Below are 26,823 nucleotides of genomic sequence, written 5' to 3'. Positions count from 1 at the left end.
GGTGGTTACTCCGTTCAGGGAGCCTAGTTCACCGGCTCGATGAATTCGCGTCCGGCCAGGCCGGCGCCCAGGTAGGGCCGCAGCGCCTCGGGGACGTACAGCGAGCCGTCCTTCTGCTGGTGGTTCTCGAAAAGCGCCACCAGCCAGCGGGTAGTGGCCAGGGTTCCGTTGAGGGTGGCCACCGCGCGGGTTTTCCCGTCCACGCGCTCGCGCACATTGAGCCGCCGCGCCTGGTAAGTGGTGCAATTGGAGGTTGAGGTGACCTCCATATAGCGATGCTGGGTGGGCAGCCACGCCTCGCAATCGAATTTCTGTGCCGCGGAAGAACCCAGATCCCCGGCCGCCACATTAATAATGCGGTAGGGAAGTTCCATCTTCCCGATCATTTCGCGTTCCATCGCGAGCAGCGCGCGGTGTTCTTCCTCGGATTGCTCCACCGGGCAGTAGGAGAACATTTCCACCTTATTGAATTGGTGCACGCGAATAATCCCGCGGGTGTCCTTCCCGTAGGAGCCGGCCTCACGCCGGTAGCAGGCCGAATACCCGCAGTAGCGCCGCGGCTTACCGCCCAAGTCCAAAATCTCATCCTTGTGGTAGCCAGCCAGCGGCACTTCCGAGGTACCCACCAGGTACTGGTCATCGGCACCCAGGTAGTAAATCTCATCGGAATGTTCCCCGAGGAACCCGGTGCCGGACATAATATCCGGGTTCACAATCGTGGGCGTGGTCATGAGCGTGAAGCCGTGTTCGGCAGCCTGATCGATGGCCATGCGGAACATCGCCATTTCCAGGTGCGCGCCCACTCCCTTGAGGTAGTAGAAGCGCGATCCGGAGACTTTCGCGCCGCGATCCATATCCAAGGCCCCCAGGCCTTCCGCAATATCGAGGTGATCCTTGGGGGTGAAGCCTTCCGCCTCAAAATCGCGCGGGGTGCCGATGACTTCCAGCACCTCGTAATCATCTTCCCCGCCCGCGGGCACCCCGGCGAGCACCGGGTTTTCAATCGCGCGATTGGCGGCAAGGTAGGTTTCTTCGGCTTCCGCCGCGGCCGCATCCAGCGCCTTGACCTTTTCGGCCAGCTCTTTGGCGTGGGCGAGCACGGCGGGGCGCTCCTCCGGGGATGCCTTCCCCACGGATCGCGACACCTCTTTTTGTTCGGCCCGGGCGGCTTCGAACTCTTGCAGGGTGGTGCGGCGCGCATCGTCGGCGGCGAGCAGGGCATCGACGGTGGCGGGATCATTCCCGCGGCGGCGCTGGGACTCACGGATAGCTTCCGGATTCTCGCGAACAGAACGCATATCAAGCATGGATCCAGCTTAGCGCGCGGCGGGCGCGCTCGCGATCCGGCGGGCCGTTGTGGTGCGATGCCACATATGGCCGACGGCGCGCGCCACTCTTAAAAGCCGCTCGGTATCACCCGCACCGCCATTCCCGCGCTCGCCGCTGCCAACTTCGCTCCCCGCGGGCCAGTCTCCTCCGGCTTCCCGATAGCCGCGTGCCGCGGCCTCTTCCAGTTCCGGATGTGTGTGCCAGAGATCGTGCAGCTCGAGGAAGTCCGCGGCGGCCGGCCGCCACCCGAAGCGCCCAAAATCAATGATCCGCAGCTGGCCGGCGGGCTCATCCCACAACCAATTGCGGGCCTGCCAATCCCCGTGCGTGGGATGTACGACGACGCTGCCCGGCCGGTAACTCGCCAGAAAATCCTCCGCTTCGGCGAGCTTCTCATCCACAGCAGCGGGCAGTGCGCCTCCCGGCGCGAGCGTGCGAATCTCCGTGATCCGCGCCCGGGTGCGGGTAAGGGCACCCTTGGTGAAACCGTGATCTTGGCGAGCTCCCGCCCGGTGGAGGAGCGCGAGGGCGGCTCCGGCCTGGTGATACACCCGTGGCGAGAATTCCCACGGGCTACCCAGAACGTCACATCCGGGTAGATAGTCGAGGATGGTGAGAGGAGCGGCGTCGTCGTACCAGAGCAAGCGAGCCACGGTTCCGCGCGCCTCCAAAGGGCCGGTCCACGCGCGTGCGCGAGCTTCGCGCCCCACGCTGTAAGCAGTGTTCCCAGCGGTTTTGAGAATCCAGGACACCCCGGGGCTGCTGAGGTGGAGAACAGTGCTCTCGCGTTCCGGCCAGGAAAGATCCCGCACCCGCAGTGCGTCCGGACCGATCAGAGAGTCGCCGAGCACCGGGCCGGGTGAAGTTTCAGGCAACGATTCACCGCTGAGCGAGCCCCCGCGCAGTTCCGCCCACGCGGCCGTAAACCCCGCATACTGCCGCTCGGTAAGCAGTGCTCTCAGCGTGAGCGGTGTTCGCAGCTGGTCCATGGGCGACTCGATGATTCTTGATGAAGACCGTACCGTGTACCGGACCCCTAGCGCGTTACCCGGCTGAGCAGCGAGGCAACCCAGGTGCGTGCGGCACCGAAATCTTCGTCGGAAGTCCCGGCGTGCAGGCGAGTGGCGTGGCCGTCCGCGCGCGCGTAACTACCCAGGAAGGTCACCTCCGGGCAGATGCGATGCAGTCCGACCAGCGCGGCCTGCACCCGCTCGTCGTGAATATGGCCCTCGGCATCCAGTGAGAAGGCGTAGCGACCCAGCTGATCGCCGGCCGGACGCGATTCAATCCGCGATAAATTGACACCGACCGCGGCGAATTGTTGCAGCATTTCCAGCAGCGCCCCGGGCTTTTCCGAGGCCAGCCGCACCATGAGCGTTGTTTTATCCGAACCCGTCGCCGGGGGAATCTCCCCGGGCTTACTCACTTTAATGAAGCGCGTGACGGCATTGCGGTTATCGGCGATTTCATCGGACAGCGAGACGAGCCCGTACACACCAGTGGTGGGTACCGCACAAATCGCGGCATCAAAATCCGCATCCGGGTTCTCAGCCAGTTCGCGCGCGGCAGCGGCCGTGGAGGTAGCCGGCACATGCACGGCGTCTGTCAGGTGCTCGGCGATCCAGGTACGGCACTGTGCCCAGGCATGCGGATGGGTGGCGACCCGGCGAATATCCGCGGCGCGCGTGCCGGGCCGCACCGCCAGCGAGAATGCGATAGGAACCAGCATTTCCCCGCGAATTTCCAGCGGCGACCCGGCAGTGAGCGAATCGAGAGTGGCATTAACTCCGCCCTCCACCGAATTTTCGATGGGCACCACGGCGGCGTCGGTTTGCCCGGCGCGCACCATCCGCAGCGCTGAGGGAACGTCCACGGCGGGCACGAAGGTGGCGGTGTCCTCGCTGGCTACCTGCTGCAAAGCGGCAAAGCAAAACGTGCCGCGCGGGCCGAGGAAAGAATAGCGGACCGGTTCGGTAGCGGGCGAGGATTGCATGGTGTCCTTTCGTGCGTGGAGAAATAGTACGACGGCGCAGCTGGGCGGCGGTGCACCTGCCCGCGCTGTCGCCTGGTTATTGTATCCCGCCCCGGAGTGGGGCGTTCGGGGCGTCCGAAAGTGTCGTAAGCCCCGAGTAGGCTGTTCCCATGCGGAATTCTCACGGTGATAGCCCCGGCGAGCGCGTGATGCGGTTGGCTGGGCTCTGGGCGGCTGTGCTTGCTGTTGCAATGGTGGCTTTCGGGGTCACGCTGAGTGTGGCACCGGCAGCGCAAGCGGCACCAGATCAGGTGCGGCCCACGGTGATGATCGGGGTGGCCGGGCTGCGCTGGGCAGATGTCGGTGAGGAAAGCACCCCGCGGCTCAGCGCGGCGTTGGCAGGTTCGGGCTATGGCGCGGCCCTCGCCAATATTTCCGTGCGCACGGCCGCGCCCACCACCTGCGCGGCGGATGGCTGGGTGAGCCTCGGGGCCGGTGCCCGCGCGGCGGTCACTCCTGCCGGCAGCAGCTGTGTAGCGCCAAAATCCCTGGTGACCCAGGATGGTGCGGTGCGCGATGCGGAGCGACTAAGTGAAGAAAGCAGCGCTGCCCACTACCCCGTGGTGATGGGTGCGCTCGCGCAGGCCACGGCTCCGGAAAAGGTGCTCGCGGTGGGGCCGGGCGCTGCCCTTGCCCTCAACAGTCAGGAGGAATCGCGCATCGCCTACCGTGATCTCGCGGATGTGCTCGCGGATGGATCGGTGCTCGCCGGGCGGGACCTCACCGTCATTGATGCGGGAGGCATTGATGTAGCGAACGCCGATTCGGGAACCTCTGATACGGGAAGCGCTAATGCGGAGAATGTCCCCGCCGGGAGCCTGGCCGGGCTCGATGAACGCCTCGGGGAAATCATCGCGCTTGTTACCGCCCACCAACCGCAGGCCCGCATCATCATCACCACTGTGGCCGACCGTGCCGAGCGGGCCGAACTTGGCTTCTTCGCACTGCTGGAGCCGGGCGGAACAGCAGCGCTCGCTCGCTCCACAACCACCCGTACCGCCGGTCTCGTTCAGCTCATTGACCTGGCGCCCAGCGTGCTCGCCTGGCATACCGGTGCCCCCGCGCCGCTCACGGATAACGGAGGGAAAACCACACTGGCCACGGCCAGCGCCATTCTGCACGGGCAAGCACTGCGCGCTGACCTCACTGCGCAGCTGAGCCCGCAGTTCTACCTCATCCTCGCCGGCCTCGGGCTGGTGTGCGTAGCCGTTATCGTCGTTCACCTGGTCCGCTTTTCCCGCTTCCCACCCGCAACGGTGGTAGCGGCTGCGGGAAGTTCTGCCGGAACCTCCCTTTCACAGGCGGCTACCGCACCCGCGCAGCCTACCCGGGCCGCCGCCCGCCGTGCCCGCCCCACCGGTTTTGCTCAGCTCCTGGCCTGGCTCGCAGCCTTGCCGGTCAGTGCGCTCCTCATCGGAATTATTCCGTGGTGGACCTTCTCCCGCCCGCTACTTGGCTGGTGGAGCAGCCTGGCCGTCCTCGCCGCGCTCCTCGCCACCTGGGCGGTAGCTGGCCCGCGCCACCAGGCTCAGGCAGGGGGGCGCTGGATCGCCGCCCCGCTAGCACGGCTGGGCACACTCAGCGTCACCGTGATCGCGGCGGACATCCTCGCCAGTACCTTTGGTGGGGGATACTCCCTCGCTAACACATCGGTTATGGGATCCCTCCCCACTGTCGCCGGGCGTTTCTTCGGCTTCAATAATTCGGTCTTCGCTATCTTCGCTGTCGGCGCGCTTGCCGCAGCCGCCACCCTCGCCGCACGGATACGTGGCGCCGGTGGCTTGGCCGCCCCCAATACCCGGGCCGTCCGTATAGCTGGCTTCGCTGTACTCGCGGTGGGTGCGTGCGCCATCGCCCTGGATGGGCTTCCTGTTTTCGGTGCGGATGCCGGCGGGCCACCGGCCCTCACCCTCGGCTTCGCCTACCTCGCCTGGCACACCTGGGGAAAACGCTGGACCTGGTGGCATACCGCGCTCGCGGCCATAGCCGGGGTAGCTGTTTCGGCCGGCCTGGCTATGCTTGACCGCGCGGTGGGATCCACCACCCACCTGGGCAACTTTGTAGGCAGGATGGAACACGGCGGGGCGGGCGCCGTCGTCGCCCGAAAACTATCCCAAGCATTCTTCGGCCTGCCGCCCCTGGTGGCCGGCGCGCTAGGCGCATCCCTTCTCGCGGGAGTATACGTGGTGGTGTGGCTCGTGACCTCGGGGCGCTGGGATCTGCGAGCCCGGCCGGCAACCGCGCAGGTACACGCGTGCATTGCGGCCCATCCGCACCTGGCCGCTGTGGCGGCCGCAGGCTTCCTCGCCCTCGGCTACGCCTCCCTTATTAACGACTCCGGCCTGGTTATCCTCGGAGTCGGAGTCGCGCTACTCGCCCCCACCTTCGCCCTCGGGCTCATGCGGGCCGGCGAAAGTTCCTTAGAGGAACGCGCCAGCACGTATACCATCCAAAAACCACAAGAAAAACCGGCTGGCAGATAGCAACCAGCCGGAAAGAAAATTCGCGAGATTTATATTGCGGAGGACGGAGGGATAAGCGCTCAAGAATGCTCCAGCACCAGCGCGCGGTAGGGAGTGAAATGCTCGGCACCGCTTGGACCGTGCAGCTCCGCGGGCACCTTAACACCGTGGAAGCGGCGTGACCACACCGCACGGAAAACGTCACGGTACTGCCCGGCCCGATGCAACGTCCCAGCCACATCATTCCCGGTGGCGCGATGGCGAATATCGCACGGAATCTCCTGGAGCGTCAGGCCAGCCACCAGCATATCGATGGTCATCCCCACCTCAACACCCCAACCCTTCGCCAGGGGACGGGCCGCATCAAACGCCGCCGCAGTCATGCAGCGCTGCCCGGATAACGGCTGAAGCGGAGACCAGCCGGTAGCCCGCTCAATCGCACGGCGCCCCAAACGAGTCACAAAACCGTGGCCGCCCGCACCTTCCTGCGGAGGTAAAGCAGCAATCGCACAATCAACCGTGCCGTCAACAACCGGTGCGATAAGAGGAGCGCACTCAATAGCCGAGTCACCCAGGTCGGCGTCAAGGAAAAGTAAATGGCGAGGCGGGCGGCCCTCGACATCACGCATGCGGACCACCTTCGCCCCGGTCTCCATCGCGGAGGCCTTTCCTCGATTCACGGAATGGCGCACCACCGTGGCCCCCGACGCGCGGGCAATAGCTTGGGTTTCGTCAGCCGACCCATCGTCAACCACCACCACGAGGTCCACACCCGGGAGCGCGTACGCTGCGCGCACAGTACGCCCCACGTACTGCTCCTCGTCCTTCGCGGGCACGACCACCGCGACCTGACCGACTTTACTCACCCCATAAGTGTATAGGGAAAAGTGGGGGCTTTGCTTACTGTTTCTATAAACTAGTGGAAGTTCACTAAAGAAGGCCGGCTGAGCGCAAGGGAGCTCAGCCGGAGTGCGCCCACGCCGCTTAGCGCAAGGTCACCTGGCGGGAAACCAGGCCGGAGCGGGCTCGCTTTTCTTCCGCGGTGAGCGGCTCGGTCGACGCAATAGCCGCACTCAGCTTCTCCGCGAACTTCGCCAGCGGCTCCTCCAATTCCTCCGCTTCGGTGCCGCGCGCCAATTCCCACACCGGGACCGACAATCCGTAGGCTCGGAACGCACCGATGAAGCGGGCGTCGTCGTCCCAACGCTCCTCGCCGGAGACGCGCAAGCGTGCCAAACCGTCCAGCACCGCATCGCGCGGCTCGGGGCGCACCCAGCGCAAAAACTCGCGCGACATCCGGCACCAGTAAGCGCCGTTCACGGATGCGATGCGCGCCGCGGGCACCATATCCGCGCGGGCATCACGCAAGGCCGCCTGCGATTCGGGAGTGGCGGCTTCCTCGTCCGTCATCCAGAAAGCCGGATCTTCTTGCAGTTCCAGCTCGGAGAACGAGGCCACAATATCCTGCAAACGCGGGGAACCGGCCTCCGGCTGCGTGCCACCCGGGTAGCTTTCGCCCGGCTTGAGCTCCAGACCGGCGAGCACCCGCGTGGCAATATCCAAAGAAGCGTCGCCGGAATTCATAACCGTCTGCATCGCTACCAGGAGCTGGCCGTCCGCGCGTCGCAGCGCGCCAACCATATTCGGCAGCAGCGTGCCAAAAATAACCTTTTCGCTGCCGTATTCCTCCGTGAGGGTCACGGTCATGGTTGCCAGCGGCAGCAGATCGCGCATCGCCACCAGCTCCGCCTCGGCATCCAGCCCCTCAAAAGGCCGCTCAACAAAAGGAATAATTGCACGCTTCTTCTTCGGGGTCGCCGAATCCTTCTTGCGGTTCTTCTTAGCCATAAGTCCTCGTATCCTCGCTGCTGTGCGTGCCCTGCGGCATCGCCGCCGTTTGTACCCTCGAGATTCTACGTGAGATGCGGCCCGCGGGCGATGGTCACGTTAGAGTTGCGTTATGGATCTGCTCATAACGACGACGCCGCAGCTTGCCGGCTTCACCGCATCTCCGGCCCTCACCGCGCCCCTGGCGGGCGAGCTCCTCGCCGCACCCGCCGCGGATCCGACGGCCGTGTCCATCATCCGCTGGGTGGGAATCGCCGCGGTAGCGGTGGGTGTTGCTGTCATTATCTGGCGCTGGTGGTCGAATCGCGACTAACGGCGCTGCGATAGAGTGACGCTGTGCTTGCCTGCGGAGTTGGAATTGCTGTCGGTTTTGTTGTTGGCCTGCTCGGGGCTGGCGGCGGGATCCTGACCATCCCCATTCTCCTCACCGTTTTCGGGCATAGCGCACACCAAGCTTCTGCTGAATCCATCATTATCGTAGGGGTGACCTCGCTTGTTGGCATGATCTCCGCGGCGCTGGCCCGGCGCGTGCGCTGGGGAACCGGCCTCGTCTTCGCCCTGGTAGGCATCCCGGGAACCCTGGCGGGTGCTTTCTTAGCCGGCGCGGTATCCGGGCGCATTCTCGTGTGGTCGCTGAGCGCGCTCCTCGTGGTGGTGGCGCTGAGCATGTTCTGGAGGGCGGTGCGGTCAAGCGGCGAATCACGCTCGGGCACCGCGCCGGAAAATTCGGACGTGCCGGGAAAACCGACCGCATCGGAAAACCCGCCTGCCCCCACCCTGCGCGGGCGCACCTACCTCATCACCGTCGTGGGTGCCTTCGGCACGGGGGCACTCTCTGGCTTCTTCGGGGTGGGTGGCGGCTTCGTGGTGGTTCCCGCCCTCATCTTGCTCCTGCGTTTACCTGCCCGGTATGCCAGTGCCACGTCACTCCTCGTCATGACCATCAATATGGTGGTGGCGGGGCTCGGCCGTATCCCGCAATTCACGGCGGGCCTCAGCGTGGACTGGGTGGTCGTCGCCCTCTTCACCGCAGGTTCGGCGCTGGGAAGCGTCGGCGGGGAAGCCGCAGGTCGGCGCATCCCCGATCGCATCGCCACCATCCTCTTTGGCGTGCTGCTTCTCGCGGTAGCGGCCGGCACCCTGGCCGGCGAGCTCCTCTAAGTGGGGCGCGGGCCGGGAGGCGGCGTCGTCGTTCTTAAAACCGGAGCGGGTGAGCACTGTTCACCGCGTAAACGGCGCTCACCCGCGTGGTTCTGGAGTTTTAGTCGACGACGCCGTACAGGCGATCGCCGGCATCGCCCAGACCCGGCACGATGTAGGCCTTCTCGTTGAGACCCTCATCAATGGAGGCAACGACGATCTTGACATCCGCATCCGCGGGCAGATGCGATTTCACTTCCTCCAGGCCCTGCGGAGTGGCCAGCAGGCACACGCAGGTAACATCACGCGCCCCGCGTTCGAGCAGGTAGTTGATAGATTCGTGGATGGTGTGACCGGTGGCCAGCATCGGGTCAAGAACAAAACACTGCCTCCCGGTCAGATCATCCGGGAGGCGGTTAGCGTAAGTCACGGCCTCGAGAGTTTCCTCATCGCGGCGCAGGCCGAGGAAACCAACTTCAGCGGTGGGAAGGAGTTTCGTCATTCCTTCCAGCATGCCCAGGCCGGCCCGCAAAATCGGAACGACGATGGGTGCCGGGCGGGCCAGTTTCACACCGGTTGTGGTGGCCACCGGGGTGGTGACCGTTACTTCATGCACCGCCACATTCCGGGTGGCTTCATACGCGAGGAGAGTCACAAGCTCCTCGGTTAGCTGCCGGAAAATTGCCGACGGAGTGGTTTCATCACGGAGGACAGAGAGTTTATGCGCGACCAGAGGGTGGTCAATTTCGAGGATGTGCATGCTTTAAGGATAGCGGTACCCGGCGGGCGACGCGCGCGGGCGGCTCAGCTTGAGGCTCGTGACACAGACGGCGCGCCTTCAGGCTCGTGACACAATGGACCTATGCGGGGAGACGAGCGGGGCGATATGCGCGCGGCGGAAAAGCTATTCATGCGCGAAGCGATGGAGCTCGCGGCGCGGGCCGCGGCGGGCGGGGATGTGCCGGTCGGTGCGCTCGTGGTGGTGGACGGCGCCGTGGTGGCGCGCGGCTGGAATACCCGCGAACGCGAACACGATCCGGCCGGGCACGCGGAAATCATGGCGCTGCGCGCGGCCGGTGCGGTGCTCGGGCGGTGGCGTTTGGACGACGCCGATATTTACGTCACGTTGGAACCGTGCACAATGTGTGCCGGGGCCATGGTCGGCGCCCGGATTCGGCGGCTTATCTTCGGTGCCTGGGATGAGAAAGCGGGGGCGGCTGGCTCGCTGCGCGACGTGGTGCGCGATCCGCGCCTCAATCACCGCATCGAGGTAATCGGGGGAGTATTGGAAGAGGAGACCTCCGCGCAGCTACGGAAGTTCTTCCGCGGGTGAGCGTACGGGGGCGGCATTGTGCATGTGCGGTGGCGGGTACCGCGAAACTGGTCCGGTGCTAAGGCTGCGGTATTTCAGCATTGACGCGGCACCTCGAAGCTTTAACGTGATGTGTTCCGCATTGATTAGGTAAATTCGGGGTGTGCCGTGTAATCTATTCTGCGGTGGCGTGTCCGAGCGGCCGAAGGTGCATCACTCGAAATGATGTGTAGTTAATAGCTACCGCGGGTTCAAATCCCGCCGCCACCGCCATTGTGATGTCCCGCGTCATAGGTCCGCCTGTGACGCGGGATTTCGCGTCTCTGCCCACCGCGCGGTGGCGTGGGTGAAGGTTCAACAGCAGGTCCACAGCGAAGTGTGCGTGAGAGTACCGTTTTGGGGCGATTTCATGTCTCTTACGCACACTACGTGGGATGCATTGTCTGTAATGCACACTTCGAGGAGGCTAGGGGCCGAGCCGAATAACAGAATGTACGTGGGTGACAGTTTTTCGGCTGTTTAATGTCCGTGGCGTACATTCTGTGCCCCTAACAGTCCGAAATGCACGTTTTGCAGCCTTGAAGTTGGAGAATGACTCACTTCAGCCCGCGCCGGCGGGGGGGGGTGGTGTACTTTTTCCGGGGTGTACTGCGGATGTTGTACATGCAAAGTACAGCTCTGACAACACATGCCCCCTCTCCAGGTGCTGGTGTGACTGTTGGGGTTTGTGATGGCCGATAGCTGCGCCGCCGCCGAAGCTGCGCCGTCGTACCGCACGAAACTACACCACCAACGCAAGTGCTCCAAAAATCTGCAAAATATTATTTATTCCACGTAAACGTATGCCGTGTGAAAATTTTGTGAAGATGCTCAAACGCACGGTCATGACCTGGGTAAATGTTGAATGACTTGAGAATAAACTCTCCAAATATGATTTACTTGAGTTGAGTTTACTCATCACTCATCTAAGGTAAGGAAACACCACATGCTCGCGCGAAACCTTTCGAGGTTGCTGGCGGTGATCGCTGCTATTGCGATGGTCGCCGTTGGGCAACCCCTTCGGGCTGAGGCAGCGCCTCAATCTGTTGATTTTAACTACGTGATCGGTGACAAAATACAAAAATTCGAATTCACCGCGCACAACCCGAACAACCCATCGGAAAGTATTACCTATCCGAGCGACCCGGCCAATAAATGGAATTTCAAGCGAATTCCGGCGGGCTGGGTACTCAACGGAAAAATCGTAATGCAGCCGGGTTGGAAGATTACCAGCACGGGTTCGGATCTGCTTTACCCCGATAATCTAGAGCAGAGCGTGACCGGGAGCGGGAAGGACGCCGTCCTGACCTACCATGCGAAGGACCTGAAACCGACCGAGAGTATTTATTTCCAGCAAATATCCTACGAACAGTTCAATTACGCCACCTATGACCTCAACGGCGGTACCTGGACCGATAAGATTCCGACCGATCCGCTGCGGCAGGCTCCGAACGGTTCGTTCTACAGCATGTTCATCACCCCGCACGGCACGGTGTACAAGCCTACGGATCCGGTGCGCGAAGGCTACACTTTCCTGGGCTGGATTGGGAAGAGTACCCTCAATATTCCGGTGGCCGAACCGCCCTACAAGTACCACGTTTACACGGTAGATAACCCCTACCGCTTCGATGAAATCGACCCGAATCGGATCCTCGGACACCGCCGGCAAAACGTGGTTAACCTGACCGCAGCGTGGGCCAAGGAGCCTGCCCTCGAGGTGAAGAACATTGAGATCTGGGAAGGTGAGGCATTTACGCCTTCCGATATGGTCGTTTCCGCAACGGATTTTGCCGGTAAGGACCTGACCGATCCGGCGAATGGCGGCTCGGTGACACCCACGGGTGATTATGACAACCAGCAGGCCGGCGAATACCCCATTACTTTCACGGCGAAGGACAGCAAGGGTGGCACGGTCACCCGCACCGCGAAGCTCATCGTGAAGAAGCGCTGGACCCCGCTCACCCCGGCCCCGGAGCTCACGCTCAAGAATATGGAAATCAAGGCCGGCGATCCCTTCGATCCTGCGGATATGGTGGTGTCTTCCAGCGGTACGGCTGTGCCCAGCCCGGATAATAACTACGACCCGAACACCCTGGGCACCTATGATCTGAGCTTCACTGTGACCGATGAGAAGGGTGCCACGGTGACTCGGACGGCGAAGCTGACCGTCAAGCCGAAGCCGAAGCCGGAGCCTAATCCGGAGCCGCAACCCGGGCCGGAAACGCCGGCGCCCGGTGAGCCTGAACAGCCAGCTCAACCCGGTACACCGGGCCAGCCCGGCACGCCCGGTAAACCGGGTCAGCCCGGCGCAAGCGGCACGCCAGGCGCAACCGCTGCGCCTGGCAAACCGGGCGCGGTAGCGACGACCGCTGGTCGCACCCTCGCCCACACCGGTAGTGAAGCGGCTGCGCCCTTCGCTCTGGGGAGTGTGCTTATTTTGGTAGGTGGGGCCCTGGTGGCAACTCGCCGCAAGAATGCATAGAGCGCTGCCGCGTTACTTTCCTGGCTCGCTAGCCCGTTAACGCACTAGCCTGCCAGCTGAGCGCATCGGTGAACGCACACGTGTGGGGGCATCTCGATTGAGGTGCCCCACACTTTGCCTGCGGTTGTCGGCTGCCTGCGGTTACTTTCGGTCGTGTTCGCGTCTGAGAACGACCTCGGCTAGTGCGTTACCCGCGCTTGGCGCTACCCGCGTCTGAGAGCTACTCGCAGCCCGCAAGCCCGCGGCCCAGCGCTACCTCCGACCTAGCTCCACTCTCTACCCGTGCGGCACATACTCACATTTGCTGTGCTCGGCCGGCTCAAGCTGGAAAGTGGAATGCTCCACCTTGACCGGGAAATGCTCCGCAACGCACTGCTGGAGCTGGTCAAGGATCCGCGGGGCGTGCCCGTCGAAGAAGCACTCATCCTCAACTACCACGTGAGCGCTCAGCACTGGTAGCCCGGTGGCGACCGTCGTCGCATGCATATCGTGCACCCGAATCACGTGCGGCAGATTTTCCATGTGCCGGCGCACGTCGTCCAGGTCGAGGCCTTGCGGCGTCGCCTCCATCAGCACGTTGAGCGCGGTGGACAGAATCCGCAGCGCCCGCGGAATAATAAGAATCCCGATGAGGATCGCGGCAATCGCATCCGCGCCGCCCCAGCCGGTGAAGTAGATCGACGCCGCAGCCACGATCACCGCGACCGAACCGAGCGCGTCATTGCAGACCTCCAGGAAGGCGGCCTTCATATTGAGACTGGCACCGCGCCCGGTGAACAGAATCAGCATGGAAGCGATATTGCCGAGCAGGCCGATAATGCCGAAAATCAGCAGGGGCGCGGCAGGCATCTCCGGTGGGTCGGTGAGGCGTTTGATCGCTTCGATAATGACGAAAATACCCACCCCGAGGAGCAGCGTCGCCTGTAAACACGCGGAAATAATCTCCGCCCGGGCATATCCCCAGGTGCGGCGGTTGGTGGCGGGTTTGGTGGTGAGGTGAGCGGCCACCAGCGCCATGACCAGACCGGCGCTATCGGTGAGCATATGGCCGGCGTCCACAAGGAGGGCCAGCGAGCCGAGCCAGAATGCTCCGATCACCTCGGCTATGAGGATGGAGAACGTAATACCGAGCGCCCAGGCGATGCGCCCGCGTTGCGCCCCGGCACCGTGCACATGCCCGGGCCCGTGGTCGTGCCCGCTGGCATGCTCGTGGCCGGCCGCGGGAGCTACCGCAGCGGGGGTGCGAGCCAGACGGCAGAGGTGGCCGTCGTCGCCGTCCTCGTTAAATGATTCCCCATCCTCCTCGGATAGATTGCTCTCCTCTGACGCCGATGCAGAGGAGGTGTTGGAACTGCGCTGGGCGCAGGTGCATTGCCCGCCGGCGTGGTCGCCGTGCTCGCAATGATAATAATTATTATTATGCATAACATAACCTCCTTGGGGCTCTGAGTGTACCTGCCCGGTCGAGTTTGTGGCAGGGTGCGGCCTGTGATGCGGAGCATGTACGACGGCGCCTATGCGGCCACGTGCATAATACGCATTGAGGTGTGCCGGGAGATAAAGCACCCGGGCACTCATTCCTCGAGGGGAATCGGTGCCCGGGTGAATTACAGTGAACTGACGTATGCCGGCGAAGGATCCTATTGCATCGTGATATTCACTCCGCAGGAGTCCATGATGAGGATGAAGTTGAGGAGGTCGTTCATGAACTTAGGGTCCTCAATTTCGTTGCCGGCTGTGATATCACCCTTGCTGGCACGCTCGAGGACATCAATGAACTGGTCGGATAGCTTGCCCTGCGCGGCATTGCCAATGCAGGCTCCGGCGTCATCGCGTTCGGGTTTGCCGAAGGCCTCGGTGAAGGTCGGGTCCTTAAGGAAGGTATCGAAGAGGGCCCCGATTTTCTCCGGAGGATAGGTGTAGGTCAGCCCGTCCTTGCCGTCCTTGCCCGCTGAGTCGCCAGAGTTGCCGGACGGCGCGGGGGCGGGCGTGGTGGGTGAATCCAAGATGGGAGCCTTGCTGGTTTCCGGTGCGGCGGTGCCGTCCGGCGTGGCGGGTGCACTGATCGAAGGCGCCGAGCTGGGATCGGGCTGCGCATCATCGCTGGCCTTATCCCGGTTGAGGAAGAAAATGAGGCCAACAACCAGCGCGATTAGCGCAACTATACCCACGCCAATTCCAACAAAAAGCCCGGTTTTGCTTTGCTTGGGCTGCTGGCCGTATCCGGCCGGGTAAGCACCGCGCGGGCCGTTCGGGCCGTTCGGGCCGCCACCGGGATATTGATTACCCGGACCGCTCGGGTAGCCGGGAGCACCGTATTGCCCGCCCTGGCCAGCACCGTATTGCCCGCCGGGGTAACCCGGGCCGCCGTACTGTCCAGCCTGGCCGGAGCCATATTGCGGGGCCTGACCCGGATAATTGCCTTGCTGCGGGTAGCCGGCCTGGCCGGGGTACTGGCTGCCGGGCCCTGCCTGGGCACCCGGATATCCGGCGCTGCCGTGCTGGTTTCCCTGCCCGGCGCCGTAGTGGCCCGGCCCGGGGTAGGTACCGGGGTTAGCGGCGTAAGCCTGGGTGGGATAATCGGCCGAAGGAGAGGAGGGGGTGGTGTTCTCGGAGCCGTGCGGAGGGAAAGCTCGGGTGGGTTCGCCGCCCTGCGGCGACCGGGTTGCGTCTTCTTCGCTCACGATAAATCCTAACGATGCGCGGGAGCGGTGCGCGGTAACCCCGCGCGATAAACAACGCACGGTAACCGGCGAAAACGCCCCCGATATGACAGGTACCTGGCCGCTTTCCGCACGCTACCGGACACACCGGAGCGCTCGGCTACACGGGCCAAGCCACAATCATTCAATCAGAGCGCAGCCGGGAGCGGCAAGCAAGTTTCGTGTTTGCCAAGCTCAGCACCTTTCGGCCAGCAGAGAAACACCCGCTACTTCGCGCCCGCGCCCGCGCCCGCGCTATTTTGCCGTGTCCGCTGCGCGCCGTTCCGCGGTGGCCTTCTTGCGCAGCTCAGCCTGGGTGCGCTGCGCGGCCCGCTGCTCCGCGCTTTGCCACAGCCGAGCCGGCTCCCCGAAGCGCAGCCCCAAGAACCACCACAGTGCCTCAATCAGCGCCGCCCCGATCAGCCCCACCAGCGTACCCAGGGCCATCGCCCCGGTATTGGAGGAATCCAGCATGAAGATGCGCTGCGTGAACGGCCAGAGGAAAATCACCCCGTACCCGAGCAGCGGCAGCAAAATCAGCAGAATCTTCCACCAGACATAGGGCCGGGCCACCACAACGAGCACCCACGAGGAGGCAATAATCATCGTTAGAAGAGTCGCGGTGGACACCTGAGTCGCATATGCCGAGCTAGCTGCGCCGTCGTACAACATCACGTAAGTAATAAAAGTCGCAACCCCGACAATCAGGCCCGCCGGGAAACCGAAACGCATGACGCGCTGCACGAAACCGGGGCGGGCGGCGTCGTTATTTGGCGGCAGGGAGAGGAGGAAGGCCGGGATGCCGATGGTGAACCAGCCGGTGATCGTCACGTGAATCGGCACGAAGGGGTAGGGCAGCGCGAACAGCAGCACCGCGATGGCGAGCACCGCCGAATACACCGTTTTGGTGAGGAAAAGCCGCGCCACGCGTTCGATATTTCCCACCACGCGCCGGCCCTCGCCCACCACGTGCGGAAGGGAGGCGAATTTATCGTCGAGGAGCACAATTTTCGCGACCGAGCGGGTCGCGGAGGTGCCGGAGCCCATGCCGATGCCCAGGTCGGCATCCTTGAGGGCAAGCACGTCATTGACGCCATCGCCCGTCATCGCGACAGTGTGTCCCGCCCCGCGCAGCGCCGCCACCATAGCGCGCTTCTGATCCGGGGTCACCCGCCCGAACACGGCATTTTCATTAATCGTTTCCGCGAAGCTCGCCTCCGGGATGGTGCGCGCGTCCACGGGAGTGCCCACATTGACGCCGAGCTGCGTGGTCACCGCCCCGACCGCCGCGGCATTATCACCGGAGATAACTTTGACCGCCACACCCTGGGAATCGAAATAACGCAGGGTATCGGAGGCGTCCGGGCGGATTTTTTGGTCGAGCAAAATGAAGGCAAGCGGCTCAAGGTTGCCGGGCGCGTTCGCGGCCGTGACCGGCGTATCGCTGCGGGCCAGGAGCAGCACGCGCTGGCCGGTGGCGGCAATGGCGGCGGCGCGCTCGCGGGCTGCGTTGATGGCGGTCGCGGGAGTCGCGGGAGCGGTGGCGTTCGTTGCTGCCGCGTTGCTATGGGGAACGACGGCGCCCGCCTGACCGGCGGGACCCGCCAGATCAAGGAGCACATCCGGGGCGCCCATAATCCAGTGCTGGCCATTGGCGAAACTCACCCCGGACCATTTCTTCGCCGAGGTGAAAGGCTGACGTTCGGCCACCTCCCACGGCTGGGCCGGCGCGCCGAGGGCTTCCTGGATGGCCTCCATGGAGGAGTTCGGGGCCGGGTCGGCCGCGCCCAGCTGGGCCAGGGCTTCCCGCGCGGTGGCCTGAGCGCGCGCGGCGGGAGCGGCGGCGTCGTGCTGTTCGCACACGGTGCCGGAACCGGAACCGCTGCAAGAACTCGCGCCTCCGGAAGCAGAGCCGCTGCTCGAAGCCGCACCGGGCACCAACTCGAGCCCCGCGAACCACAGGGTGTTTTCGGTGAGGGTGCCGGTTTTATCCACGGCGACGGTATCCACGCGCGCGAGGCCTTCGATGGCGGGCAGCTCGTTGACCAGCACGTTCAGGCGGCCGAGCCTGATCACACCCAGCGCGAAAGCGGTCGAGGTGATGAGCACCAGGCCTTCGGGGATCATCGGCACCAGCGCGCCGGTCACGGACAGCACGATATCGCGCCAGTGTGCGCCGATGGCAGCCCAATCCAGGCCCACCACGCGGATCTGCCCCCAGATCGTCAGCAGTCCCACGGGCACCAGCACCCAGGTGATGGCTTTGAGGATGCGGTCGATGCCGTTTTGCAGCTGGGAATCGACGAGCGAGAATTTCGAGGCGGCAGAGGTGATTTTGGCGGCGTAGGCATCGGCGCCCACGCGGGTGGCGCGGTAGCTGCCCGAGCCGGAGGACACGAAAGAGCCGGACATCATCGCGGCGCCGGGTTCCTTGTGGATGGAATCGGATTCGCCGGTGAGGAGTGATTCGTCCACTTCGAGGTAATCGGCTTCGGTGACGACGCCGTCCACCACGATCTGCTCGCCGGCGGCGACCACGATAATATCGCCCAGCACCACCTCTTCGCGCGCGATTTCACGCACTTCGCCCTCGCGGCGCACCCGCGGATGGGCTTCGCCGATGACGGCCAGGGAATCGAGGGTGTGCTTGGCGCGCAGTTCCTGAATAATGCCGATAATCGAGTTCGCGATAATGAGCAGGCCGAAAGCGCTATTGATCCACGAACCGGTGAGGATCACGGCAATGAACAGCACCCCTAGCATGAAATTAATGCGGGTGAAAACGTTATCGCGCACAATCTGCGCGGCCGAGCGCCCCGAGCGGTCGGGCAGGGTATTCGCTTTGCCTTCCGCGGCGAGCTGGGCGGCCTGCGCGGCGCTCAGCCCGCGGGCCGGGTCGCTTGCGGGTACGTGCTCGTTCCCGGTGGTGGGGTCGGTTAGGGCGAGGGATTCGTGGTCCGGCTGCGCGGATGCGGTTCCCGCGGCGGGCGCGGATGCGGCGTCGTTCATAAAAAACGATTCTAGGCAAGGAAGCTGGACGCCGGGTGAATGTTTCTTGAGGACTGTGCGGCGGTAGCATGAGGTATGGCACGAAAAAATCTTTTCCGCAGCGCCGCGGGAATCTGCGCGGTCGCGGCCCTCGCTTCCTGTAGTAGTACGACGACGCCGCCACCGGCACCCAGCACCCCGGCACCGGCGGCCGGTTCAGCAAGCTCAGCTCCGGCACCTAGCGCGGCAAGTTCATTAAGCAGTGCGGCGCCTTCGTCTTCTGCGGCGAGTGTACCCGAGGTAGCAGGCTCGCCCGGCGCGGAGCCCGCACCGGGGGATGCGATCACGGCGGAAGCCCTGCGCGCGGTGGATAACATCACGGAGTTCGAGGTCCGGGTGCTGCGCACCAATAATCGTTCAGGGCTGGATGATTGGGCCTCGCGATTCAGTGTAAATGAGCTGGCGCAGCGGTATGACGGGGATAAGGTGCTGGACTACACCATCAACGGGCAGCCTCCCAATAAGGCGAGCCTGGCGCCGCTATCGAAGGATGATATGCGTCTGCTGATTCGCAGTGCCGATTACGGTGCTGAAAATGAGCGCGGGGTTGTTTCGGGGATTTTGCGCGAGGGAACGAAGCTTCCATCGCTGGGCACCCAGCTGATGGATACCTGCGCGCAAGATGGCGACTGGTTTATTAAAGCGGGAAGTGTGGGTTACAACCGACGTACCGGAGTGATCGAGTACGTGGATTACATGGTGGAAACCCCCGATTTCAACCCGCAAGGCACGCTTCGGGATGCCAGCGCCGGGGAAGAAAAGTCGCAATGCCGTTCGGTATGGGACTTCCGCTCCGTCAACGGTACAGCCCTTGATAAGCCGCCGGCGAGTTAGGGCGCGTCGTCGTTGAAAATACTGCGGCCGGTGCGGCGAGAAGCGGTATATGTTTTCCCGGCTGTACTGCGCGCGTAACGCAATCGCAGTACAGGCGCGACAGCACATAGGGCCTTCGCTGGGACTCGTGTGACTACTGGGGCGGTCGGAGTTCCCAGCTTTACTACACCCGAACGGCCTCTACATATGCGTGGACGGCTCGCAGAGGGTATATGTCGTGGTTTTTACGCCCTGTCCGCCATCGCGCTGAATCACCCCTTCCTCCTGGAGCGGCTTGAGGGCGTAGCGGATCTGCGCGACGGACAGCCCCGTCAGTAGAGCAAGCTCTCCGGTGGAAAGCGCTCCCTTGCGGTCGCGCAACGTTTCCACAATCGCGGGCGCGTTCCGGCTCAGCCCGCGGAGCCAAGAATCGGTATCCCGCGACGCCAAGAGTGGGCCGCTCGCGGTAGGCGAAGCAACTTCTTTCGAGGTATTTTCTTGCAGGAGAACTTCGGCAGGAACCGGCCCCGGGTCCACGAATGGTGAGATGCGTGTAGGAGATCCGAGAACCGCATCCACGTTAATATCATCGACATATTGCGGGCGTGGGAAAACTACCGTGACTTTGACTCCCGTATCAATAATTGTGGGAGCCGGCAGGCCGTACCGTTTCACTTCCCGGAGCATTGTTTGGATGCCGCCGCCTTCTCCCTTAATGATGTTATTCCTATCGGCGTCGGTCATATAAGTAGCGATGCGGTACAGATGCTGGTTGACCTGCACGCGGGTGAGCTCTTCACTCAGTAACTGGGAAACTGTCAATGACTTGAGCCCACCCGGGGACGAGATAACAAGTTTTCGTGGCTCCAAGCGGATATCGATGCTTTTTTCCAGGAGTGTGTCAGGGCCGAGATCGCGGTGAACCAAAGCATTAGCCACTGCTTCGCGAATTGCGTTGAGCGGAAGTTCAGGGATGGAGCGTAAGTCACCGCTGGGAAGATAGGCCTGGTAACTCGTGAGATTCTGGCGAATCCAGTCCATTACCGCATCGAAAAGCTCAGGTACGGGGCCGTTGAATCGCTTTAAGTCAGAAGTTCGGACCGTCGCGCGAGTGCCCGAGTACCGGACGGCTGCGGTTACCGTGAGCGCGGGGCAGGCCCCCTGGGGGAACGTACCTAACCCGTATAGTCCGGCGAGGGTGAGCTGGCCCTCGCGCGCCACACGAGTATTCCGTAGCACTTCTTCATCGGTACTTTCGCTCAATGGGCGAACCTCGCGCCGGCACGCACGTATATATTTCTCCACGAGGTCGGCTTTGAGGTCACGTACATTCGTATCCGCCACTACCTGTGCGTCCGGCGAATCAATTTCGCGGTCCGTTAGCTTAGCAACTTCCAGCATCCGTTGTTCGGTGGCCGGCATAACGTAATCGCCATCGGCCTGGCGCAGGTAAGGGCTTCCCTGGAATGTGGCGGGTTTGTGCATGACAGCGAGCGGGTGTACCTGAGCCACCACAACGGATTTGCCGTTGACTGCCAGAGTTCGAGTTGTAACCGATGGTGCCGGGACGACCGCGTTTTGTGCAACGCTGACCACGCCTGCTTCGATGTCTGCGGGGCGCGTAACACCGATAACATCGAAATTGGGCTCCGAGACTCCTAAAACAATGAAACCGCCCTCAGGCATATTAGCGAAAGCGCAGATTGTTTTCCCGAGGTCTTCCGGGAGGCCACCTTGTGCAGCTTTTACCTTGTAAAACGTGTCATCCCCGCAGTGCAGGCGCAAACGAGCAAGAAGCGCAAGCAGCTCTTCTTCGCTTTCTAACTTCGACATCACACTCATAGACTATTATGAGTCACGCGGGTTTTCAATGTCTAAATCGAAGTCTGGGGCGCAGATTATTACTTAGACTGCTAAAATTAGCGCTGAGACTATTAAAACTCACACGCAGACTGCGAAAAATAGCATCAGACTATCAATTAAGACTGTGAAACTGTGAGTCTACCTATCGCGTGAATTATGACTCTAACTGTAAGTCTCGCATCCAGACTTTCAGTCTGCGTGCATTTCACTGCCGCACCATTCACGAGCCATTCGCTAACCATTGACCCACCGCCCGCGCGGTAACTACAGTTACCAATGTGACTCAAGATGCAAGCGAAGAAGCTTTTGCCGCCGCGGATTTTTACGAAAAAGCCGACGGCGGCCGCGGCCCCAATACGGTTGGCGCGCCGCTCGGCCAGGCACTCACACGTGTCTTGCTTGCAAGTATCGAGCTCAACGCCGCGAACCGCAAACTCGATACCGCGGTAGAAGAAGCGCGCGCATCCGGCGAAAGCTGGTCCGCCATCGGCCGCGTGCTCGGCATGACTCGCCAGGGCGCCAATAAACGTTTTTCTTAGCCGAAGCGCAGCGGGAGGCCTCGCCGTGCAGCCGGGGTGATTGACCCACCGCCCGCGCCGTCGCTACATTTACTTATGTAACCGGGACTACAACCCTACGCCAAAGGAGGCCATCGTTCCGATGACACTGTGATCCCCACTCAGCTCAGCTGAGACGCCGCACCCCGCATCACCCGCCGCGTCCAAGGAGATCACCATGCCTGCCCTCATTCTTGACAATATTTCATTTTCCTACAGCGCCCGCCCGTTCCTCGACCGCATCACCCTGCGCCTCACCGCCGCCGACCGCGCCGTCCTCATCGGCCCGAACGGCTGCGGCAAAACCACCCTGCTGCGCATCGCCGCAGGTCATCTCAGTCCCGAACGCGGCACCGTCACCCGCACCGGCGCCAGCACCATCCCATGGAGCCCCGTGTCGAACGACGCCGCCGCCGCGACCGTCGCTCACTTCCTCGCAAGCACCTTCGCGCCCGCGCGGGAACTACTCGCCCGTTTCGAAACGCTCAGCGCACGCCTGGGGGAGGGCGGCCCGGTCGCGGCCGAATACGACCGGCTATTATCCGAGATCACCCGCCTGGACCTGTGGTCGCTTGAGGATAGGGCCGACGACGCTTTGGCTGGTCTGGGCCTGGATATGTTGGCCGGGAGCGGGTGCTCGCGGGAGCTGGCCACGCTCTCCCCGGGCCAGCGCGCGCGGCTGAACTTGGCGGTCACCCTAGTGGCCCGCCCGCAGGTTCTTATTTTGGACGAGCCCACCAATCATCTGGATGCGGAGGCGAGCGCGTACCTCAGCCATATGCTGCGCTCCTGGCCGGGCCCGGTGCTTATGTCTAGCCATGACCGTGCTTTTATTGAGGATGTTGCCACGCTCATTGTGGATATGGATATGAGCGTGTGGGCACAGTTGGCCTGCGCCGAAGGCAGTGGTGAGGTGTGCGGGGTGTGGGAATGCCGCGGTACCTACACGGATTATCTTGAATCCAAGCGTGATGCGGAGGAGCGCTACCGGGCGCTCTACCTGGCCCAACAAGAAGAAAAGACGCAGCTGCGCGCACATCGCTATGCATCCGGTGGTATTGCCCGGGGTGGGGTGCGTTTGGCGAGTGCGGAGGGTAAGGCGAAGAAGTTCTTCGCGGATCGCGCCCAGAGCACGGCCACCCGCCGCACCCGCCACGACGACCGTAAACTCGAGGCCCTCGCCACCCGGGAAGTACGCAAACCCCGCAGCTACACTTTTACGTTCCCGGAGTATGCCGGTGCGACTCGGCCAGAATCACCCTCGGCCCGCCCATCTGCCGGCCTTGCAGTATCCGCTCGCGAGGCAGCGGTCCCCGGTCGCCTCACCCCGGTTACCTTCGACCTTTCCCACGGCGAGCACCTCCTGGTCACCGGCGCCAACGGCAGCGGCAAATCCACGCTCCTCACCTGGATAGCCACTGGCACCCCGCCGTCTGCCGCGGCTCCGCTCGACTCTCGGCACCTCAGCGCGCCTGCTACCGCTGCGCCGCCCGCGGCCACCGCGCAGCACGCAACCGCCCAGCCTTCCGGCACTCTCTCCTGCGCGGGCCCGTCAGCTTTCGTCCCGCAACGCCTTCCGCGCTGCGGAGATCCCGGCTTCACTCCCGAGGTCTGGAACTCTGGCATCGGGGAGCGCGGCACCGGCATCGTGCACCCATCTATGTGGGCAACCCCGATACCCGAGCTTTCGGCCGGTAACCAGCGCCGCGCCCAGCTTGCCCTCGCGCTCGCGGCCAAGCCTGCTGTCCTCGTCATCGACGAACCCACCAACTACCTTGACCTGGCTGCCATGCACGCCCTCGAGGAGTCCCTGGCCCGCTGGTCAGGCACGATCATCCTCGCCACGCACGACCGCTGGCTCATCACCCACTGGCCCGGCCCGCGCCTCCGCCTACCGGACTCGCGTCTTACCGTTCCGGAATCTAAGGGTCTTCACCTCCCCGCCCGCACCCGGTAATCTCAATCTCGCACACCGCAAGCCCAACCGTGCGAAAGGGGTGATCCCCAATGGAGTTTCCAGATTCGATACTTCCTCAGGTCAATACACATGCCAGCGGCCAGGCACCTCCAAGTACTCCACTTGAGTCATGCGTACCGAATGAACTCACCGAGCAAGTAATTGAACACGCGGAGAAGATCATGGCCGGCGAGCTTCCAGAAGACGGCGCAGTTTTCGATGACCTCCACGACGCCCTCGACTTCCTTGACACTTTGGTCTAAACCGTCCCGTTCTGAAGCGGCAGCACCATTCCGCGCTCCCTCAACCCACCCTGCTCCCTCATTCAGCCTAATTCGGTATCGGCTTGTCAATCACCCGCCCGTTCGCCGCGGCCAAGTCCCACACCACGGTGCAAGATGAAGTTTCCTCTCGCGTTGATCCATCCGACTGGCGCACCGCAATAGTGGCGCCCGGCTTTTTCATGGTGAAGTCGAAAGACTCAATCACATCGGTGTTCCGGTTGTATGCCACCCACCCCCGCGTGATCGTCCACCCGTCGCCCTCCGAGCATCCCTCGAGGAGGCGAGTATCGGCTGCCGGCACCGCGGTTCCCTCGCGCACGCTCCCGTGGGAGACGCCCCTCTGGTCCGCCGGCCCAAAATCGGCATGCTCAATCAGGAAACGCATATCGCTTTTCAAAACGGGGCCGCCGTCAGTACCGTCCGGTACCTGCGTGCGCACGGTGTAGTCACTCGCCTCGTCGCCCGAGTAGGTCACCGCAATGCGCCGTTCGCCCGCGTAATTGAGGTCCTCCGAGCCTCCCTTGGCGTTGTCCCAGTGGATGATTCCCATCTCCGCTTCAGCGAGTTCGTCCACGAACTTCAGCGCCTCGCGGGCAATCGCCTCGCTGGTATCTTCGCTGCCGGCATTCTGTTCTGCTGCCGAGGAGCTCGGGCTCGCAGAGTCCGCTTCGCTACCCGCCTTTTCCTTCAATGCCGACGACGCCGCGCCGGTCTCGCTCCGCGATCCCACCGCGGGGGTCTGGCTGCTACTCGTGCACGCCCCCAGCAAGCACACTACACATATCCCCGCCACGCCGCGGGTCACATTCTTCCATGCCATGCTTCATCCTACCGCGGTAACGTGCTTCCCAGATTCCGGGCAGTCCGGGCAGGCAGGCCCGGTCCTTCGCTCGCCTCAGGCTCGGCATGTGGACCGCCTTGAGCAGGTTCCTCAAGCAGGACATTCACTGCCAGGACTCGGGATAAATAGAGAAAAGGTGGGTCTTATATCCGGGGTTTGCCCCGTTATGGCAACGAAAAGTAGGCCTTATTGATCTGGAGCACCTCAATAAGCTTGCTTTCTTGACGTCCGTGGCGAGACATGCTTTGACGGAAAACTTGTCTCGCCCGGACTGCCACGCGCCACATGCACGGGGTGCGCAAGGGGCAGAGGTGACTTTTGGACCGTGTATGCGCACAGTGCGCGTTAGGGACACGAAACCGGGCGCGAACGGTGCTCTCTTCCACGCTCTTCGTTTGCAGGCCCGGTTCGTGCGGGTCCGGGCGGAACCAAAGCCACCGCCACGCCGTCATTAGGCACACTTTTGTCTATTAGCCCAGGGCTGCCTTTTCGCCCCGCACCCCAGTCGACCCATTCGCACCTAGAAAAGTAACGCTTACCGGCCCCTTCGTTTTTCAACCGTTGGATCGGGGCTACTTTTCTACTGTCGCTAAAACTCTGTCGTGTCGTAAGTATTTTGGACAGGGGTGTTCAACGTCAAGTAGTTGCGTGACAAGATTTCATTTCTCGTCACGATTTTTGTCTTTCAGATGCCGCTGGTAGGCTTTTCTGGCACGGGCGTATTCCTCCTCGGGCTGCTTCTTGAGAAAGTTCAACGCATCTCCTGACCAGACACAGGAGAGGTTGTGTTTTCCACGCCAAGCAAACTTGTTGTTGACGCGCAGGTTATGCTTCCACGCCATGCAAGTCAGGTCATAGATTGTCAGTTTTCTTCCGTTTTTCCTTGCCTGATTTACTCGCTCGATCAGTTCAGTTGCAGAATATGGATGGGTTTCATTCGGGTCGACTTTACGTTGAATGATGGTAGTCGGCGCCGTCTGGTTAATTGCTACTTCAAGATCGGCCCGGCTGATTTTCTTACCAGACTGTAGGTTGATCTCTTGAACCATGGCGACGCGACCCATATCTGCGCCGAGGTTTTCAGCTTTGCCGATGATCTGCCGTAGATCTTGAAGGAAGTCCTCAACCACCTGAGCGGACCTTCTATCTCCATCGACTTTTAGCGAGCGAATAACATCACTTGGGGTGCTTGCGGCTAAGGGTAAAAGAGTCCATGTTATGTCATCAGCCAAGTCTTTTTCGAAGACAGCGAGTACGAAGTCCCGATAATTTACGATGCTTTGCTGCAGGAACATATAGAGGATCGTGTTGAGGTCATCGGATACGTAGAGGTGGATGATCTTGTTTCGATAGTCAGTTAAAACGTGAAGGTTTGCACGGACCCCCGTCCCGTCTACATTATTAGGCCATAGGTGATAGCGATCCATAGTGCCGACACAATGCTCCAATGACAAGGACCTGTAGTCCTTACCTCGCTCTTTCTTGTAGAAAACACACTTCTTTGCTTTTCGCAGTGCGGCCTTGAGAATGAGTTCCCACGCGTTGATTACCAAGACCGTGACGACTTGTTCGCGATAGGTTGTCTGTGGCTTATTGTAGATCTCGATAGCTGCGAGCATGGCAGCGCGAGAATTGTCGCAGAGCTTTTTGTGTGACACGTATGGTCTAGCCACAAGTAGTGATACCTCCTTTGAACAGTGTCATGTTCACTTGACCTCCCACCTGATGGTAAGAGTCCCCAGTGGGACCGCTTAGCGTGAAGAGCCTTCAGACAATCACACTGTGTGTCGAGAGAATTGTCGGACGAGTCGCGGAGTCGGGTACTTTCATTACTCTAATCGACCTCAGTAACATATGCTTCCGTGACCCTCAATCTCAACTTTTTATCGAATCGAACGTTCGCGTAAACTATTTGACCCCCTCCCAGGAAGCGTTAAGTTATAGAAGGCGCGACCTTGCAAGCATCTTATAGGAACGTGATTACGCTGAGGACACGGTATCCGGCAAGTTAGCCAACGTAGACCTTAGGGCTCTTATTAAAATTCTTCGGCAGAATCCAGACACTCCCATCTACTTAAACCTGACTTGGCTCATTTAGTCAGGTTTTCGAAAGC

Annotated in this window: 22 protein-coding genes and 1 tRNA gene; 10 read left to right on the top strand and 13 right to left on the bottom strand. The window is 62.1% G+C overall.

What is annotated here, in order from left to right; translation table 11 throughout:
• Positions 1-23 precede the first annotated feature (23 nt).
• Genes serS through pheA form a run of 3 tightly spaced genes read right to left on the bottom strand, consistent with a single transcriptional unit; the run spans position 24 to position 3,322 of the window.
• Positions 24-1,307, bottom strand: a complete 1,284-nt coding sequence (gene serS / locus ACTFPK_RS05035) for a serine--tRNA ligase (protein ID WP_039898218.1) — start codon at positions 1,305-1,307, stop codon at positions 24-26.
• A 9-nt stretch (positions 1,308-1,316) separates the two neighbouring features.
• Positions 1,317-2,318: an aminoglycoside phosphotransferase family protein gene (locus ACTFPK_RS05030; RefSeq protein ID WP_016442143.1), complete on the bottom strand. Its 1,002-nt coding sequence runs from the start codon at positions 2,316-2,318 to the stop codon at positions 1,317-1,319.
• A gap of 47 nt (positions 2,319-2,365) precedes the next feature.
• Positions 2,366-3,322, bottom strand: coding sequence for a prephenate dehydratase (gene pheA / locus ACTFPK_RS05025; protein ID WP_274735814.1), 957 nt, complete (start codon positions 3,320-3,322; stop codon positions 2,366-2,368).
• Between the two features lie 149 nt (positions 3,323-3,471).
• Here pheA and ACTFPK_RS05020 point away from each other — a divergent pair, with 149 nt between their 5' ends.
• Entirely contained in the window at positions 3,472-5,844 is a 2,373-nt protein-coding gene (locus ACTFPK_RS05020; RefSeq protein ID WP_439911243.1) for a hypothetical protein, read from the top strand.
• A gap of 59 nt (positions 5,845-5,903) precedes the next feature.
• On the opposite strand, the gene ACTFPK_RS05015 is transcribed toward ACTFPK_RS05020, so the two are convergent.
• Together ACTFPK_RS05015 and ACTFPK_RS05010 are read right to left on the bottom strand one after the other, a co-directional pair.
• Positions 5,904-6,689: a glycosyltransferase gene (locus tag ACTFPK_RS05015; protein ID WP_439911242.1), complete on the bottom strand. Its 786-nt coding sequence runs from the start codon at positions 6,687-6,689 to the stop codon at positions 5,904-5,906.
• A 118-nt stretch (positions 6,690-6,807) separates the two neighbouring features.
• A complete protein-coding gene (locus ACTFPK_RS05010) occupies positions 6,808-7,671 on the bottom strand; it encodes a DUF5926 family protein (RefSeq protein WP_016442147.1) in 864 nt (287 codons plus the stop codon).
• 112 nt (positions 7,672-7,783) lie between these two features.
• Between ACTFPK_RS05010 and ACTFPK_RS05005 the strand changes: the two genes are divergently transcribed.
• The gene (locus tag ACTFPK_RS05005) at positions 7,784-7,984 is read left to right on the top strand and encodes a hypothetical protein (RefSeq protein WP_439911240.1); all 201 of its coding nucleotides are present in this window, start codon (positions 7,784-7,786) and stop codon (positions 7,982-7,984) included.
• A gap of 23 nt (positions 7,985-8,007) precedes the next feature.
• Positions 8,008-8,832: a sulfite exporter TauE/SafE family protein gene (locus tag ACTFPK_RS05000; protein ID WP_284906528.1), complete on the top strand. Its 825-nt coding sequence runs from the start codon at positions 8,008-8,010 to the stop codon at positions 8,830-8,832.
• 100 nt (positions 8,833-8,932) lie between these two features.
• Here the strand turns inward: ACTFPK_RS05000 and upp are convergent, their stop codons facing one another.
• The gene (gene upp / locus ACTFPK_RS04995; RefSeq protein WP_016442150.1) at positions 8,933-9,571 is read right to left on the bottom strand and encodes a uracil phosphoribosyltransferase; all 639 of its coding nucleotides are present in this window, start codon (positions 9,569-9,571) and stop codon (positions 8,933-8,935) included.
• A 102-nt stretch (positions 9,572-9,673) separates the two neighbouring features.
• On the opposite strand from upp, the gene tadA reads away from it, so the two are divergent.
• The 3 genes from tadA (at position 9,674) to ACTFPK_RS04980 (ending at position 12,644) form a co-directional block, all read left to right on the top strand.
• Positions 9,674-10,144, top strand: coding sequence for a tRNA adenosine(34) deaminase TadA (tadA, locus tag ACTFPK_RS04990; RefSeq protein WP_231366653.1), 471 nt, complete (start codon positions 9,674-9,676; stop codon positions 10,142-10,144).
• A gap of 163 nt (positions 10,145-10,307) precedes the next feature.
• A tRNA-Ser gene (locus tag ACTFPK_RS04985) sits at positions 10,308-10,396 on the top strand.
• Between the two features lie 712 nt (positions 10,397-11,108).
• Positions 11,109-12,644 (top strand): bacterial Ig-like domain-containing protein, encoded by a 1,536-nt coding sequence (locus tag ACTFPK_RS04980; protein WP_284906563.1) that lies wholly within the window; start codon positions 11,109-11,111, stop codon positions 12,642-12,644.
• 276 nt (positions 12,645-12,920) lie between these two features.
• Here ACTFPK_RS04980 and ACTFPK_RS04975 read toward each other — a convergent pair whose 3' ends face one another.
• From ACTFPK_RS04975 to ACTFPK_RS04960, 4 genes are all read right to left on the bottom strand, one after another.
• Positions 12,921-14,069: a cation diffusion facilitator family transporter gene (locus ACTFPK_RS04975; RefSeq protein WP_016442153.1), complete on the bottom strand. Its 1,149-nt coding sequence runs from the start codon at positions 14,067-14,069 to the stop codon at positions 12,921-12,923.
• Positions 14,070-14,284: 215 nt separating this feature from the next.
• Positions 14,285-15,328 (bottom strand): hypothetical protein, encoded by a 1,044-nt coding sequence (locus ACTFPK_RS04970; protein ID WP_016442154.1) that lies wholly within the window; start codon positions 15,326-15,328, stop codon positions 14,285-14,287.
• Positions 15,329-15,601: 273 nt separating this feature from the next.
• The gene (locus ACTFPK_RS04965) at positions 15,602-18,355 is read right to left on the bottom strand and encodes an HAD-IC family P-type ATPase (protein WP_016442155.1); all 2,754 of its coding nucleotides are present in this window, start codon (positions 18,353-18,355) and stop codon (positions 15,602-15,604) included.
• A gap of 11 nt (positions 18,356-18,366) precedes the next feature.
• The gene (locus ACTFPK_RS04960; protein WP_435733839.1) at positions 18,367-18,681 is read right to left on the bottom strand and encodes a hypothetical protein; all 315 of its coding nucleotides are present in this window, start codon (positions 18,679-18,681) and stop codon (positions 18,367-18,369) included.
• Between the two features lie 19 nt (positions 18,682-18,700).
• On the opposite strand from ACTFPK_RS04960, the gene ACTFPK_RS04955 reads away from it, so the two are divergent.
• Positions 18,701-19,228 (top strand): hypothetical protein, encoded by a 528-nt coding sequence (locus ACTFPK_RS04955; protein WP_039898221.1) that lies wholly within the window; start codon positions 18,701-18,703, stop codon positions 19,226-19,228.
• A gap of 180 nt (positions 19,229-19,408) precedes the next feature.
• On the opposite strand, the gene ACTFPK_RS04950 is transcribed toward ACTFPK_RS04955, so the two are convergent.
• Entirely contained in the window at positions 19,409-21,040 is a 1,632-nt protein-coding gene (locus ACTFPK_RS04950; RefSeq protein WP_016442158.1) for an RNA-binding domain-containing protein, read from the bottom strand.
• A 308-nt stretch (positions 21,041-21,348) separates the two neighbouring features.
• Here ACTFPK_RS04950 and ACTFPK_RS04945 point away from each other — a divergent pair, with 308 nt between their 5' ends.
• From ACTFPK_RS04945 to ACTFPK_RS04935, 3 genes are all read left to right on the top strand, one after another.
• A complete protein-coding gene (locus ACTFPK_RS04945) occupies positions 21,349-21,609 on the top strand; it encodes a hypothetical protein (protein WP_016442159.1) in 261 nt (86 codons plus the stop codon).
• A gap of 196 nt (positions 21,610-21,805) precedes the next feature.
• Complete coding sequence (locus ACTFPK_RS04940) at positions 21,806-23,584, top strand: ATP-binding cassette domain-containing protein (protein ID WP_016442160.1); 1,779 nt, start codon at positions 21,806-21,808, stop codon at positions 23,582-23,584.
• Positions 23,585-23,634: 50 nt separating this feature from the next.
• Positions 23,635-23,847 carry a hypothetical protein gene (locus tag ACTFPK_RS04935; protein WP_016442161.1) on the top strand — a complete coding sequence of 71 codons (213 nt, stop codon included), beginning with the start codon at positions 23,635-23,637 and terminating at the stop codon, positions 23,845-23,847.
• Between the two features lie 67 nt (positions 23,848-23,914).
• Here the strand turns inward: ACTFPK_RS04935 and ACTFPK_RS04930 are convergent, their stop codons facing one another.
• Positions 23,915-24,688, bottom strand: coding sequence for a hypothetical protein (locus tag ACTFPK_RS04930; protein ID WP_439911239.1), 774 nt, complete (start codon positions 24,686-24,688; stop codon positions 23,915-23,917).
• 680 nt (positions 24,689-25,368) lie between these two features.
• Positions 25,369-26,367, bottom strand: coding sequence for a DUF3644 domain-containing protein (locus ACTFPK_RS04925; RefSeq protein ID WP_439911283.1), 999 nt, complete (start codon positions 26,365-26,367; stop codon positions 25,369-25,371).
• Positions 26,368-26,823 lie beyond the last annotated feature (456 nt).

The organism is Actinotignum sp. UMB0459, from assembly GCF_051905915.1.
GTDB classification, from domain to species: domain Bacteria; phylum Actinomycetota; class Actinomycetes; order Actinomycetales; family Actinomycetaceae; genus Actinotignum; species Actinotignum sanguinis.
Note: the sequence above shows the minus strand (reverse complement) of the source record. Positions and strands in the feature narration are given on the sequence as shown.

Excerpts from the sequence above, each read along its gene's own strand:
- serS (WP_039898218.1), bottom strand. The coding sequence starts at position 1,307 with ATGCTTGATATGCGTTCTGTTCGCGAGAATCCGGAAGCTATCCGTGAG.
- ACTFPK_RS05030 (WP_016442143.1), bottom strand. The coding sequence starts at position 2,318 with ATGGACCAGCTGCGAACACCGCTCACGCTGAGAGCACTGCTTACCGAG.
- pheA (WP_274735814.1), bottom strand. The coding sequence starts at position 3,322 with ATGCAATCCTCGCCCGCTACCGAACCGGTCCGCTATTCTTTCCTCGGC.
- ACTFPK_RS05020 (WP_439911243.1), top strand. The coding sequence starts at position 3,472 with ATGCGGAATTCTCACGGTGATAGCCCCGGCGAGCGCGTGATGCGGTTG.
- ACTFPK_RS05010 (WP_016442147.1), bottom strand. The coding sequence starts at position 7,671 with ATGGCTAAGAAGAACCGCAAGAAGGATTCGGCGACCCCGAAGAAGAAG.
- ACTFPK_RS05005 (WP_439911240.1), top strand. The coding sequence starts at position 7,784 with ATGGATCTGCTCATAACGACGACGCCGCAGCTTGCCGGCTTCACCGCA.
- upp (WP_016442150.1), bottom strand. The coding sequence starts at position 9,571 with ATGCACATCCTCGAAATTGACCACCCTCTGGTCGCGCATAAACTCTCT.
- tadA (WP_231366653.1), top strand. The coding sequence starts at position 9,674 with ATGCGGGGAGACGAGCGGGGCGATATGCGCGCGGCGGAAAAGCTATTC.
- ACTFPK_RS04980 (WP_284906563.1), top strand. The coding sequence starts at position 11,109 with ATGCTCGCGCGAAACCTTTCGAGGTTGCTGGCGGTGATCGCTGCTATT.
- ACTFPK_RS04975 (WP_016442153.1), bottom strand. The coding sequence starts at position 14,069 with ATGCATAATAATAATTATTATCATTGCGAGCACGGCGACCACGCCGGC.
- ACTFPK_RS04965 (WP_016442155.1), bottom strand. The coding sequence starts at position 18,355 with ATGAACGACGCCGCATCCGCGCCCGCCGCGGGAACCGCATCCGCGCAG.
- ACTFPK_RS04950 (WP_016442158.1), bottom strand. The coding sequence starts at position 21,040 with ATGTCGAAGTTAGAAAGCGAAGAAGAGCTGCTTGCGCTTCTTGCTCGT.
- ACTFPK_RS04940 (WP_016442160.1), top strand. The coding sequence starts at position 21,806 with ATGCCTGCCCTCATTCTTGACAATATTTCATTTTCCTACAGCGCCCGC.
- ACTFPK_RS04935 (WP_016442161.1), top strand. The coding sequence starts at position 23,635 with ATGGAGTTTCCAGATTCGATACTTCCTCAGGTCAATACACATGCCAGC.
- ACTFPK_RS04930 (WP_439911239.1), bottom strand. The coding sequence starts at position 24,688 with ATGGCATGGAAGAATGTGACCCGCGGCGTGGCGGGGATATGTGTAGTG.